Origin of the sequence: Alteromonas sp. a30 (assembly GCF_026788005.1) — a bacterium.
Classification (GTDB): domain Bacteria; phylum Pseudomonadota; class Gammaproteobacteria; order Enterobacterales; family Alteromonadaceae; genus Paraneptunicella.
Genome location: NZ_JABEPE010000011.1, coordinates 76,190 through 90,029 on the forward strand (window position 1 = coordinate 76,190; position 13,840 = coordinate 90,029).

Annotated in this window: 8 protein-coding genes; 4 read left to right on the plus strand and 4 right to left on the minus strand. The window is 42.4% G+C overall.

The genetic code is table 11. The annotated features are described in order from the left end of the window. Positions 1 to 5: 5 nt before the first annotated feature. A complete protein-coding gene (locus tag HJG39_RS12075) occupies positions 6 to 1,028 on the minus strand; it encodes a GNAT family N-acetyltransferase (protein WP_268409488.1) in 1,023 nt (340 codons plus the stop codon). Positions 1,029 to 1,466: 438 nt separating this feature from the next. Between HJG39_RS12075 and HJG39_RS12080 the strand changes: the two genes are divergently transcribed. Further along, positions 1,467 to 2,123, plus strand: coding sequence for a hypothetical protein (locus HJG39_RS12080; protein WP_268409489.1), 657 nt, complete (start codon positions 1,467 to 1,469; stop codon positions 2,121 to 2,123). A gap of 407 nt (positions 2,124 to 2,530) precedes the next feature. Here HJG39_RS12080 and HJG39_RS12085 read toward each other — a convergent pair whose 3' ends face one another. Both HJG39_RS12085 and acnB read right to left on the minus strand, forming a co-directional pair. Then, positions 2,531 to 7,216: a S8 family serine peptidase gene (locus HJG39_RS12085; protein ID WP_268409490.1), complete on the minus strand. Its 4,686-nt coding sequence runs from the start codon at positions 7,214 to 7,216 to the stop codon at positions 2,531 to 2,533. A gap of 293 nt (positions 7,217 to 7,509) precedes the next feature. Continuing rightward, entirely contained in the window at positions 7,510 to 10,122 is a 2,613-nt protein-coding gene (acnB, locus tag HJG39_RS12090; RefSeq protein ID WP_268409491.1) for a bifunctional aconitate hydratase 2/2-methylisocitrate dehydratase, read from the minus strand. 277 nt (positions 10,123 to 10,399) lie between these two features. Here acnB and HJG39_RS12095 point away from each other — a divergent pair, with 277 nt between their 5' ends. The 3 genes from HJG39_RS12095 to HJG39_RS12105 all read left to right on the plus strand — a co-directional run bounded on the left by HJG39_RS12095 (position 10,400) and on the right by HJG39_RS12105 (position 12,739). Next, on the plus strand, positions 10,400 to 10,753 hold the full coding sequence (locus HJG39_RS12095; RefSeq protein WP_268409492.1) for a YbaN family protein: 354 nt from the start codon (positions 10,400 to 10,402) through the stop codon (positions 10,751 to 10,753). A 148-nt stretch (positions 10,754 to 10,901) separates the two neighbouring features. Then, on the plus strand, positions 10,902 to 11,669 hold the full coding sequence (locus tag HJG39_RS12100; RefSeq protein WP_268409493.1) for a hypothetical protein: 768 nt from the start codon (positions 10,902 to 10,904) through the stop codon (positions 11,667 to 11,669). Positions 11,670 to 11,833: 164 nt separating this feature from the next. Then, entirely contained in the window at positions 11,834 to 12,739 is a 906-nt protein-coding gene (locus tag HJG39_RS12105) for an alpha/beta fold hydrolase (protein ID WP_268409494.1), read from the plus strand. On the opposite strand, the gene HJG39_RS12110 is transcribed toward HJG39_RS12105, so the two are convergent. Then, the gene (locus HJG39_RS12110) at positions 12,736 to 13,827 is read right to left on the minus strand and encodes a DNA alkylation repair protein (RefSeq protein ID WP_268409495.1); all 1,092 of its coding nucleotides are present in this window, start codon (positions 13,825 to 13,827) and stop codon (positions 12,736 to 12,738) included. The genes HJG39_RS12105 and HJG39_RS12110 overlap by 4 nt on opposite strands. Positions 13,828 to 13,840 lie beyond the last annotated feature (13 nt).

The window sequence follows — 13,840 nt, forward strand, 5'->3', positions numbered from 1 at the left end:
ATTTATTATCCCAAAAGCGGCTTTAAGCGTATATCTGATCGTAATTGTTGTAGTAGCTGACTCAGTTGCTGATGCAATTGATTCGAGGTTTGGTGACTACCTGTAAAATCACGATAATAGAAAACTTCAGCTTCCGAAGGCGGTAACGCACTAAATGGCAACCGGCTGAACCCTAATTTTTGAATGGCTTTGTGCGACGGCGTATTGTAGTCGAATACTTTGGCATAACACTGTTTCATTGCGTGGTATTTTGTCCCCACCTGCATCAATATTTTGACCGCCTTCGGCCCCAGCCCTTTACCTTGAAAATCAGGCCCTAACCAGTAATAAAAGAATCCTATATCCTGATACACCTGCAAGCTCACCGAGCCAATAAAACCATAATCTTGATGCATCACTGAGAATAAATGCCGATTTGAGTCAAACAAACATAAGTTTAGCCAATGCATCCAATGTTTGGGACTGGGAAATTTAGGTAAGCTACAACGTTTCGCAATATCACTATCATTGTATTGCCAAGCAAAATCCGCCACATGATTCGACATCATTGGCGTAATATTAATCTTATCGGCTCGTAAATCTTGTAACGAATAAGGTATCGCCTCCCAATCCCGCTTCACTTGTTCACGAGCGTAAAGCAAGGTTTTATTGCTGGGAAACTTTAACAACTCTTGCTCTATTTGCGTCATTGCAATATCAAAACGTCCCATTTGTCGCTCTGATAAGGCCACTTCTTTTGGATTCAGCATGGTTGGTACAACCGGCTGTAAACGTTTTAAGCTCGGCCAGTCGCACAAATAACGCGCCAATTTAATCAAATCGTGAATAGCAGGTTGAGACAGATTAAGAAGCTCAGCATCAAGCACCTTACGAAGCTTATTTAACACAGAGATGCGTTGCCTGTAAGACACGGTTTTAGGTTCAAGCTGACGCAACTCCCCGAGTTCGGGAAGCGTTTTTCGTTGCTGTGATGCCAATGCAGCCACTTGTTGTCGCACTAACGCTGAGCGACTAAAAGGCAAGGTCATGGTTTCTCCTTGCAGTTAAACCTTTAAAAAAGTAACCGCTTAAGCTTAAAACATAATTTGAAAAGGTTCACGCAATCATTACTCAACTCTAATGAGCACAAAAGAACTGTTTTTACCTCATCATTTACCAACCCTTCTCGATTTCATGATGTTAAACGCTTTATCGCTCAAAAATCGCAAATAATAAATTAATAGTTAACCAGCTATTAATTAACCCGTTAGATAAAAATAAAAAGTGCAGAATTATTCCTTAACAAAATAAAAACGCAGCTACAAAAAGGATCATTTATTTACATAATTACAATTGGATTTAACCGTAAAATAGCCATGTTCATTGGAGCCTGTAATTAAACAGTCTTTATATTCCCTTAAAGAATTAAAAAGATGGAAATAAAAGCTCCTAAATATAAGGTCGTTTTAACATTAAAAGGAAATATTATGTCTACTGAATCCAGAACCGTTAGAATTTATAATCATGGTGGATTTCCAATCCATGAATTAATTGTTCATCATTTCCAATTCACAGGTAACGATCCGGACGATAAAAATAAGCGCTATAACGAACAAACTGTTTTATATACCGCTAAAAACAGCGAAGGGAATTACCTTTCTGCACCGAGTGGTGTTGTCGTTAAACATTTAGATGATATTTATGTTGGTGGTACATTAGATTTTCAACAAAACGTTGACCCCGACCACAAAAGCCATTGGAACGTGGCGTGGCGCTGTGCATTAGATAAAGGGATTTATTATCTTACTCAAGATGATGGATTCTTCCGTCAGTTTGCTGAGAACATTGCAGATAAAATCATTAGTGGTATTGGTGATGCCGTTGACTTTTTCACCGAGTCAGACCTTGGTACGGTTTTAGCTCATGAAGCTCAAGCAAGTGTAAACTACTTTATTGAAAACATTGATAAGAGCAACCCAGATACAATCGAACACAAGTTCCACGGTGACTCTAGCTGCCGTCAAGACATTCACATTGGCATGACTGGGGATCACCCAAATACTGTTAATCGTGACAAGGCCCAGTTTAACTCAGATAGCAACACGCAATCTTGCACTGTGCATAACTTCGGCTTTGGCAGTTAATACATTTGACGTAAAGAAAACTCTCGCAGCCAGCTAAATATCGACTCACAATAACTCAACCTGAGACGAGTAAAAACTAGACTGTGAGGCTGGTTGGCTTGATTCCGGTGTGTTCGAACAACCGCAATGCGTTCCAAAGCAAGCTAAATAGCTGTGTTTAATTGTCAGTCACCCATAGAGATTTATCGCAAACTCGCCGTGGATACTTCCATGTAGGCTCCACAGCCGCTTCCCTGCGACTGAGGGTTTGCTCCTAATTCTCTACAGGTGACTGATAGTTTGGAACAGGTATTTAGTTTGTGTGCTATTTAAATAAAAACGGATTGCCTATTTAGGCAATCCGTTTTTTCATGCTGAGCAATACTTGCGTTAACTGTAATACATGTCAACGCTTAAGCGATTCGGCTTTAATGAAGCCGCTGAACGTTTTGCGTTTTTAATTTGTTGTGGGAAACTGTCCCCATGTTAATGGACGCACCATCTTCGAAACGTAAGAAATACATTTCTTCAGACTCTCCAACATCTCTCGACAAAATAAGATCGGCGATACCGTTACCACTAAAATCATCAACAGCAATAAATTCAAGCTCGTCGAAAGGATGCGGCAAATCTACTTCGAATGCACTCAATGGCAAATACCCATCCATAAGCACTATTCGATAACTCTCTGTTAACTCACTTCGCACAAGAATATCCGGCTTATGATCGCCATCGAAATCGGCAACAGCAAGCACGTCTTCTTCGGCAAGAATTGGGCTAATTCCCTCTGGAGAAATACCTTCAACCGAACGTCGATAAACGATTTCCGTGCCATTAAACATGTAAATATAGAAAAGCCCTAGGTCGTTATCACGAATTAACACATCAACATTGCCATCAATATCCATATCTTGGGCAGTGACTACACTCCAATTCAAACGCCATGTCATTAACGGTAAATCCACATATTCGAGAACGTTATACTCTCCAATTAAGGCTATTTTCCAATCTCCGGTTTTTAGGTTCCGTAACAATAAATCTGAGTAGCCATCCAAGTTAAAGTCTGCAACTGCCTGAGTCTCTACATCTAAATTATTGTCGATTTGGAAATCCCCGCCACCAGTTCGTGTGTCACCACTCATGAAATGCGCATACCACGCGCCTGAGAATGAATTACGCACCAAAATATCGCTTTCACCATCGCCATCAAAGGAGCCAGTCCCCTGAAACTCCCACGCTGGATCAAGAGATAACCTATCGATATCCCCAGATATTGGCGCAGAAACACCTTCAAATAATTGAACTTGCCACTGATGGCTTTCGTTGTCTCGGTACAATATATCGGCGAATCCATCACCGTTAAAATCTTGCACCGCGGCGGGTTTATCGTACGTTAATGGATCTCGCCCCAGCGCCACTTCATCACCATCGGACGTACCATCGGAGTCAGTGTCACTGTTTATAGGGCTCGTTCCTAGCCTATATTCTCTAAGATTACTTAAACCATCATTGTCGGCGTCTCCATGCGCATCGGCTGCGGATAATGGGTCAAGTCCATTGGCTAGTTCATAGCTATCGGGAATAGTGTCGTTATCATCATCATTTTCCCTAGCATCAATAACGCCGTCACCATCCGTATCCACTTGCGGAAGCGGATCATATTCATCCGGATCAGAGGAATTTGGAATACCATCATTATCGATATCACGGTCTAGAGCATCTGGAATGCCATCAGAATCAACATCGTTGTCATTATTTGCATTGGCACCAATAACAAGCGCATAAGGAATAGTATTGATGAAACGGTTACCATTTTTGTTGGTGAGTTCAATTTTCAATGTAAAATCAGACTTTTCAGCAACCAAAGGCAATGTCGTCGTATGCTCACCATCACCTAACCCGAGATAAATAGTCCGCCATGCTTCCGGTGATCTACCTGATTTTCGAATAGCTAAAGATACCAATGTACTTTTATCACCATTACTAACATTGAGCTTTAATTGGTTATCGATCCGACTTATAGATTCACTTACAGCGCCAGATTGAGTCACTTCCAGATGTTGAATACCCGGAAATTTACCAGGGGAATTAATTTCATAGTCAACAGATGCATTGAATAGATCGTTATAATAAACTGGAATCTGTCGATATCGAATATGAATCCGATGTGAGTCATTAAACGCTGACACGCGAAAAGCCCCTTCATCTTGGAAGTAGCTTAAAGCACGAGGAAGGTTTTTTCCATTTCGAAAGAGAAAAACTTCACTAAAGTCTTTTGATATATAAAATTTATTATTGAAACTATCTTTTACTAATCCAGCATCTCTAGAATCATAGATATAAGCATTCGATGGTGTTAACCGTAAAAAATTTGTAATTTTTTCAGCATCAGCAGACCAGTACCTTAATGACTGACCAAAAGATACCTTGTTGCTATCAATGGTATGAACCACTTCATAGCCTTTTCGAGTGCCCGGTAGCTGGTTTTCTCTTTTACTAATGGTTCCATCGGCATTAGGCTGCCAATGTCCCGTAGAGTGTATCGAGTTATCACTAGAATCATGAAACTCAATTAAAGGTCCCGGCGACGCCTCACTCAACTCTCCCGCAAAATGGTAAGAAACATTAATTTCATCCACACCAGTAGGAACTGAAAATGCTCGGTCGCCAAGTTTAAGTACAGTTCCATATCCTCGAAGCCCCTTATGATTCCAATAAGTATCTTTATTTTCAGAAAGTGCGAGTTCAACCTCTTGTGAAGAAGAGAAGTCATCGTAAGCTCTGTTGAAACTAAAAAAGTCATAATTACTGGCATCGTAATCACCAATATAATTATCAACAATAGTGAGGTCTGCTCCCTCTGGAAGGGCTGATGTGTATATCTCGGTTTGATACTGACCAGTGCAAGTCTCACACACCATAATAGTGGTCACTCTAATTAAATTCCCCCCGTTTTTAAGAAGTTCGATTTTACTATCGGTCGCAACGACACTAGAAAAATCAAACGGTGCACCATCTCTAGTTGTTTTATTCACCAAAAAGCGACGTGTTAAATCATTTTGGCTTATAGAAATAGATGACGGTGTTTGTATATCAACTTCCTTAACAATAAAACCGACTTTAAAAGGTTCGGCAATGCCCTCTGGATACGAGCGATTTTCTATAGAAGCTCCAAAAGGTGAGATAGCTGAAACTAAAAGAACCTTTGGAATTGATAGCTTTTTGCTATTGTAAAAATTAGTAGGAGCTTTGGGTATAGAGTCTAGAGTCACAAGCGTTTCTGGATGCAAAATCCACGTATGATCAACCGCTGAGCTGATAGTCAAGGAAAGCACTTCGTTATACTCATACTCAACAGGTATTGTTAAACGGTTGTCATCATTCTCTATTTGAATGCTAAAAAACCACCCACCAATACCAACTTGACGATAAGTTAATTGACTAATGTCCACAGAGGTTTCAACACTTATCGCTTTTGATTTACCAGGAGCTAAAGTGACGCTCGATTCAGAAAAGCTAACCGAAGTGTGAGATGGCACAGAACTCGTATTAAGGGTTAATGTTTGGCTACTTTCTGAGGTATTGGTTAACCTAATTTGCTTAGTTACAACCCATGTATCCCCTGTATCTTCGACTTGTCCTAAAAATAACGTTGGCTTATCCACTATAATATTATTTTGAACAGCTTGAGCTATATCCAGCCTACCTGAGCCAACAACATAAGGCTCGTATTGCAACTCAAGCGCTCCACTAATAAGTTGCGACTTAATTTCAAAAACAGATAATTTTGGCTTAGCTTGCATTAATAAAGCGGCCGCCCCAGCTACATGAGGACTTGCCATACTAGTTCCCGAAAGTTCTTTGAGATTATGGCGTGGAGAAGCGGCAGTGATATTCTCACCTGGAGCTGAAATTTCTGGCTTAATATAGCTTGTACCTTTTGCAGAGCCTTTACTACTAAATGAAGAAGGAATTGCAAGATCATTTACTGAACCAACCGTTAGAACATGTTCGGCAGCTGCGGGAGAACCGATTGATTCATAATCACCATCATTACCTGCCGCAGCAACAACTAAAACGCCCTCTAAAAACGCCTCATTGGATGCTTGGCTTAAAATATCATCGAACGAGCCTCCTCCGCCAAGACTCATATTAATAATATCAACAGCATCATCAGTTGCTGGGTTTTGATCAGGATCTACAGATCTTTCAATCCCCTGAATAATAGTACTAACAAATCCATCAGCGTTTTCATCCAGCACCCTATATGCATATATTTTTGCATCAGGGGCAACACCCGATACCCAAGAAGAAGACGCTACAATTGACGCAACATGTGTACCGTGCCCATTCTCATCGTATGGGTCATCATCATCTGATACAAAATCATACCCCCCCATAACCTTACAATTAACACCTAAGCACCTTCCTAAAGCGGCATGTGTATAATCAACACCTGTATCTAATATAGCAACACGAATACCTTCGCCTGTTATATTTCTTCCTGATGAATCTTTCATTCGCCAAACTCGGTTTGCGCCAATTGAGGGAACACTTTCATCCAAAAATGCTTGGACTTTTCTGTCTTCATAAACCGCTTTTACACCGGAAATGGCCTTAATTTTTTCGATATTGTCTTCAGAAGCTTCAACAACAAGGGTATTCACCAAACGATGGTTAGTGCCAAGTAGTGAATATGGAATCCCTTTGGCTTTAGCTTCAGCTAAAACACCTTGCTGCTGACGCGCTATGGCGGACTGTTGACGAGAAAGGGCATCTGCAAGAATTTGCTTTTGTCGCGCATCATTAACGTTATTCTGAGATGACGGGCTTTGTAATTTTGCTCGACGCTTGAGCACTGAAAGAGATGGCTCTTTCAGTTGTATAATGTAGCGCTTTTTTTGTGGTGATTCCTCAGAAGAGGTTTTGACAAAGGGCTTCTTGCCATCACCTACGTAGTTTAACGTAATAGTCCCATTTTCAGGCACTTGCCAAGATTGCAAACTTCCATCTTTCTTTTTTAGATTAAGCGTGCGATCTGATTCATAAAAGGTGGCTTCCTGTGCAACCGCACCAAAGCAAAAGGTGGCAACACATAACGATAGGTACTTCATTTCTATTCCTAAAACTTCCAAACTGCGTTCAACGATTCAAGATGGCAACTTTTCTAATACTTGCTGCTCATCCCCTCCCGTTTTTAGGTGAGTTGATGTTGACGCGTTTCCTTGACCAAAACTCAGGCAACAGTATATCAAAATACATGCTGAGAATTTTATATTTTTGTACCGCCCTCCTATAACGAAAAAACGGTATAACAAAAAAACCGAACGCCTAAATAAATAGGCCATCCGGTTTTTATTTTATGCAGTTGGGGGATACTTTAACGCTCCCCCATGGCAAACATTATTTATTCAACGTTTAGTGCAGGAATAATGTTCTTCTGCGCTTCTTCCTCAGCCTTCTTAAAGTCAGGCATTTGGTCGAAGTTCAAGTATTTAAACACTTCACCGCTCATTGAGTTGATCTTGTTAGCGTATTCCATGTATTCAGCCGCAGAAGGCAGCTTACCTAGAATCGCACCAACAGACGCTAGCTCAGCAGACGTTAAGTAAACGTTCGCGCCATCACCTAAACGGTTCGGGAAGTTACGTGTAGAAGTAGAAAGCACTGTTGTACCTGCTGCTACACGCGCTTGGTTACCCATACATAGTGAACATCCCGGCATTTCTGTACGCACACCAGCACGGCCATAAATGTTGTAGTAACCTTCTTCCATTAATTGCGCTCTGTCCATCTTCGTTGGTGGAGACATCCACAAGCGTGTTTTCAATGGCTCTTTGTTTTGATCAAGCAACTTACCCGCAGCGCGGAAGTGACCGATGTTAGTCATACAAGAACCGATGAAGACTTCGTCTACTTTATCGCCAGCAACGTCTGATAATGTTTTCGCATCATCTGGGTCGTTCGGGCAACAAACAATTGGTTCTTTGATTTCATTTAAGTCAATTTCGATTACTTCTGCGTATTCTGCATCCGCATCCGCTTCCATCAACTCAGGATTAGCTAACCATGCTTCCATATTTTTCGCACGACGCTCTAATGTACGTGGGTCGCCGTAACCTTCGTTAATCATCCAACGTAACATAGTGATGTTTGAACGCAGGTATTCAGAAATGGATTCTTCGGAAAGCTTGATAGTACAACCTGCCGCAGAACGCTCAGCAGACGCATCAGAAAGTTCGAACGCTTGCTCAACGGTTAGGTTTTCCAACCCTTCAATTTCTAGCACACGACCAGAGAACGCATTCTTCTTGCCTTTCTTCTCAACGGTTAATAAACCGGTTTTGATGGCGTATAAAGGAATAGCGTGTACAAGGTCACGTAGTGTGATACCCGGCTGCATTTCACCTTTGAAGCGAACCAATACTGATTCAGGCATATCCAACGGCATTACGCCAGTTGCGGCTGCGAAAGCAACCAAACCAGAACCCGCAGGGAAGGAAATACCAAGAGGGAAACGTGTATGTGAGTCACCGCCGGTACCGACTGTGTCTGGCAACAACATGCGGTTCAACCAGCTATGGATGATACCGTCGCCCGGACGAAGTGATACACCACCACGGTTCATGATGAAATCAGGTAGAGTGTGCTGTGTATCAATATCAACAGGCTTCGGATACGCCGCCGTATGACAGAAAGACTGCATGGTTAAATCAGCAGAGAAGCCCAAACAAGCCAAATCTTTCAACTCATCGCGCGTCATTGGACCGGTTGTGTCCTGAGAGCCTACCGTGGTCATTTTTGGCTCGCAGTATGTGCCTGGGCGAATACCTTCAACACCACATGCTTTACCAACCATTTTCTGCGCTAATGAGAAACCTTTGCCTGAATCAACTGGCTGCACTGGCTTACGGAATAACTCCGTTGGTTCTAACCCCAATGCTGTACGCGCTCTGTCTGTTAAGCCACGACCAATAATCAAGTTAATACGACCACCAGCACGGACTTCATCCAAAATCACTTTTGATTTGTATTCATATTCAGCAAGTACGTCACCTGTTTCAGCATTCGTGATTTTGCCTTCTAATGGGTAAATGTCGATAACATCGCCCATGTTCATTTTTTCTACATCAGCTTCAAATACTAATGCACCGGCATCTTCCATGGTGTTGAAGAAGATTGGCGCTACTTTGCCACCAATACAAATACCGCCGCCGCGCTTGTTGGGCACGCCAGGTAAATCTTCACCGAAGAACCAAAGCACTGAGTTAGTTGCAGACTTACGAGAAGAACCAGTACCCACAACGTCACCGACGAAAGCAACTGGATAACCTTTAGATTTAACTTCTTCGATTTGCGCTAAAGGACCCACTTCAGCATGCGCTTCAGGCGTTAGTCCATCGCGTGTCATTTTGTACATGGCACGTGCATGTAGGGGAATATCAGGACGAGACCATGCGTCTGGTGCGGGAGATAAATCGTCCGTGTTAGTTTCACCTGTTACTTTGAAAACAGAAACTGTGATTTTTTCAGGGATATCTGGACGAGAAGTGAACCATTCAGCTTCTGCCCAAGATTCGATAACCGCTTTAGCGTGGCTGTTGCCCGCTTTCATCTTATCTTCAACGTCATGGAACGCATCGAACATCAACAAGGTGTGCTTCAATTCTGTAGCCGCTAATTCAGCCAAATCGGCATCATCTAACAACTCAACCAAGGTTAAGATGTTGTAGCCACCGTGCATGTTACCAAGTAACTTTACTGCGGCTTCTTTGCCAATCACAGGAGAAGTCGCTTCACCCTTAACAATAGCGCTCAAAAATCCGGCTTTAACGTAAGCCGCTTCATCCACACCAGGGGGCACACGTTCAGAGAGCAACTCTAGTAAGAAGTCCTCTTCACCGGCAGGCGGGTTTTTCAATAATTCAACTAAATCTGCAACCTGATCCGCACTTAGGGGTTTCGCTGGAATCCCTAGCGCAGCACGCTCTTCTACGTGCGCACGATAAGCTTCTAACACGGCAATGTTCCTCTTGTTTAACTAAGGCACAACAAAATGTGTTTCATAGTTTAGATTTTAAGGGGGCGCAGTATAAAGAAATACGCCGCAAATTTAAATTAGCTCTGGCTTTTATTTACTTATAACCATCATAATTTTCAATTATATGAATAGGCATTTCTATTCTCATGAGTGATATTTCAACCTCATATCACTCCCTGCTCATATATGCGCTAGAATAATAAATAAGGATAAAAGCGCTTCGCACCATCACTTAACCCAAAAAGTATAGTTCACTATGTATCTACTTACCGCCGCAGGATTGTTATCCCTTGCGCTAGGCATTATCGGGATGTTTCTCCCCGTGTTACCGACAACACCATTTGTACTGTTGGCGGCAGGTTGTTTTGCCAAATCCTCCCCACGCTTACACTTATGGCTTCGCAATTCATCCCTTTTTGGCAATATTTTGGTTAATTGGGAGACCAAGCGCTGCATTCCAGCCAAATCTAAAGCGCTTGCAATCACTATGATTGTGTTATTCGGTGGTTCTTCTGTGCTGTTTGCCGTTCCCTCTGGTGCACCACAAATCGGCGCAGGATTGCTCGTTTTGATTGGCTTAGTTGTTGTGCTTAGACTAAAAACTTGCTGAAAAATACAAACCTGAATGTTAAAAAAATGTAATGAATACGTATGCGTTACGTTGTTTCACTCATCAGATTAGATAAAAATTCCTAGTCTATCGAATCGGCCTATCGACCATAGAAACTTCCGACAACGAAGGGAAAGGCGAAGACAACGTGCTACAACAATCACTACAACAAACTCGCTCGACGCAAATTATCAGCCACTTAACAGCCTTAAGCGCGACTCAAGCTTTACTGACTCGGAAGCCCCCTTCAACTTCTACTGGCATCAAGCTACTGCATTTTCACGTTATTAATACGCCAGATAAAACTGCGCAATACTTTGAAAACAGTGCTTGGCTAAATGAAGTGCAACATATTGCTTATCAATACCAACGGGCTAAGAATGTAAAAAGAGTGCTCTTTTCAGATGGCATACTGTGCGATCTCCACCTGCACTCATCAACCGAGTTATGCGATCACTCGCGTTCGCAATGGAATGTAGTTTGGGAAAAACCGGGCTATCAACTCACCGCCTACCCAAGCCACTCTCTCCCTTGCCTTGAAACTCAAACTGAATGGCTACTAGGCGAGCTTTTAACGCACCTCACATTAGGGTTGCGCTGCTTTGCCAATGGGGAAAAACTCGCCGCATTCCAATGCATTCAACAACGCTCGTTAAATCACTTGTTAACACTTCTTGCATTGAAACATTTTCCAGAGAAGTATCATGACTCGACGTTCAATTGGGAACAGCACTTTCCTGAACTTGCAGGCAAACTCAATCAATTAGCACCGGGGTATGAAGCGAGCCCAGAAGCAGCACAGAGCATCATTGAACATCTCAGCCAATTACATAATTTCAATCATTTTATTAAAGACCAGATATTAAATTTGATTAGCGCATGTTTAAAATCTAACGAGCGAAACTCAGTATCATGAACAATAATGCTTGTGCTAAGCAACATTGATAATGAGGAATGTTGCTTTACCACATTAGTTAATTAACCGAGTTATTTAGCCGTGGTATTCTCTCTATTGAGCTGGTTGCTTTAAGCCTATACTATCAAGGTATATTTTTTTCTTTTCCTAGGAGCGCTTCCCCAATGCCCGCCGTGCCTTACCACTCGGAAAAAGTATACGATTGCAACGGTATTCAATTAGCCTGTGATAGCTTTGGCGATCCTGAAAATCCCGTCATTTTGTTAATCATGGGGCTGGCAACCCAGCTAATTCACTGGGATGAACCTTTTTGCGAACAACTCGCCGCCGAAGGTTATTGGGTGATTCGATTCGACAATCGAGATATTGGTCATAGCCAGTGTTTACATCATCTTGGACTACCCAACTTTTTTAAGCTCGCGGGAAATCACTACTTCAATACCCATTTCAACGCGCCTTACAGTTTGCAAGATATGGCAAACGATAGCGTCCACTTGCTGGATGCTTTGGGTGTTGAGAAAGCTCATATTATCGGTGCCTCTATGGGTGGCATGATTGCACAATTAGTCGCAATTCATCACCCTGAACGCGTGTTAAGCCTAACATCGATTATGTCTGCAACTGGCGATAAAAAGCTGATGCGTCCTACCACCAAAATGTCACTGTTTATGATGCGCCCACCTCCACGCGAAGCCAACCGACACATAGCTCACACAATGAAAATGTGGCGTATTTTGCACGGTAAAGACTATCCATTTGAAGAAGAAAGAGTCCGCAATATTGTAACGACCTCTCTTAAAAGAGGCTTTTATCCAAGTGGTGTAATGCGTCAGCTAAGTGCGATTATCTCTGCAAAAGACAGGTCGCCACTTCTCAAAAATTTGTCTATTCCAACGCTCATATTCCACGGGGAAAAAGACCCACTCGTGCCTGTTGCCAACGGCCTCGCCACCGCTGCGGCAATTCCCGGAGCAACATTAAAAATCATTAAAGGCATGGGACACACTATCCCCAATGTGGTGTGGCAACAACTCATTTCTGATGTATTAAAATTGATTCGGCTGAGCTAACACTTCTCTTGAGTGAGGTAAAAAGGCCGTTCAGCCAACACATTACCGTTCACTATCAATTCCAATTTGTGTTCACCGGGATAATGTTTACGCGTGCTCATCTGCTTTAACGAGTGATATTTATCGTATTGCTTTTCGGCATCCGCAAAGTCATTTTCCGACACTTTGAACACTTTGCGCCGCGTTTTTCCATCAGCTTTAACAAAATGAATGGCATATTCAATGCGTAACTTGCCTAACTTGCCTGTGCGGCTTTTTAACAAAAAACGAAAAGGCAAACGCTCACCAATCGCCACCTCATGATTGCCTAATTCAAATAATGGCAATTCAATATGCTCAATGCTACCAAGACTAAATAGCGCCAACGCTCTAGGGTGTGCTTGTTTCAGCAGAGTACGAGAACCGTGTTTTAATATCCAATCACTATGATGATGCTTACCTAATTCCTCCTCAACCCAACCCAGAACAAGTTCGGGATGGTCCTTAGCAATATCATTCAGGTTATTGGCCACGCTTTTGCGCACATATAAGGCGTTATCTTGCAGTAAGTTTTTTAAAATAGGCAGTATCGGGGTCGGATCTTGTTTAAATTCGGGCAACGCTTGCGCCCAAGGTAGTCTTGGCCTGCAACCTTCCGATGCCAAACGTCGAATATGCGCATTTTCATGGGTAGACCAACGTAGCATTTGCGCCATCATTCGCTCTGGATCTTTGAGGATAAAAGGACGAACGGCAAATTCTGAACTAGAAAATTGCGTAAAATACGCTAGAGCGGGCAAAGAAGTGTCCCAATCGTTCAAGCCGTACAACGCCACAAAATCAGGAAAGAACATCGCCGCGTAACCAGAGAAATGTTCACTCGCCGACTTTAGAATGTGAACCGCCTCAGAGTAATCAGCAGGCAGTGTTTGCCTTAACACTTGGGTAATTCTCCCCATGCGAGCCTTTAGCGCAAGTTCGTCCCAATCCTTTTGCATGACAGCCTGAATGAAATCATTTTGAGGAAATGTCGCATTCACTGCTGTTATTTTTGATGCTAAATTCTGCAAATAATGATGGGAATACACTAATCTGAGCGCTTGCGCCATTTTGTTCTCCGTG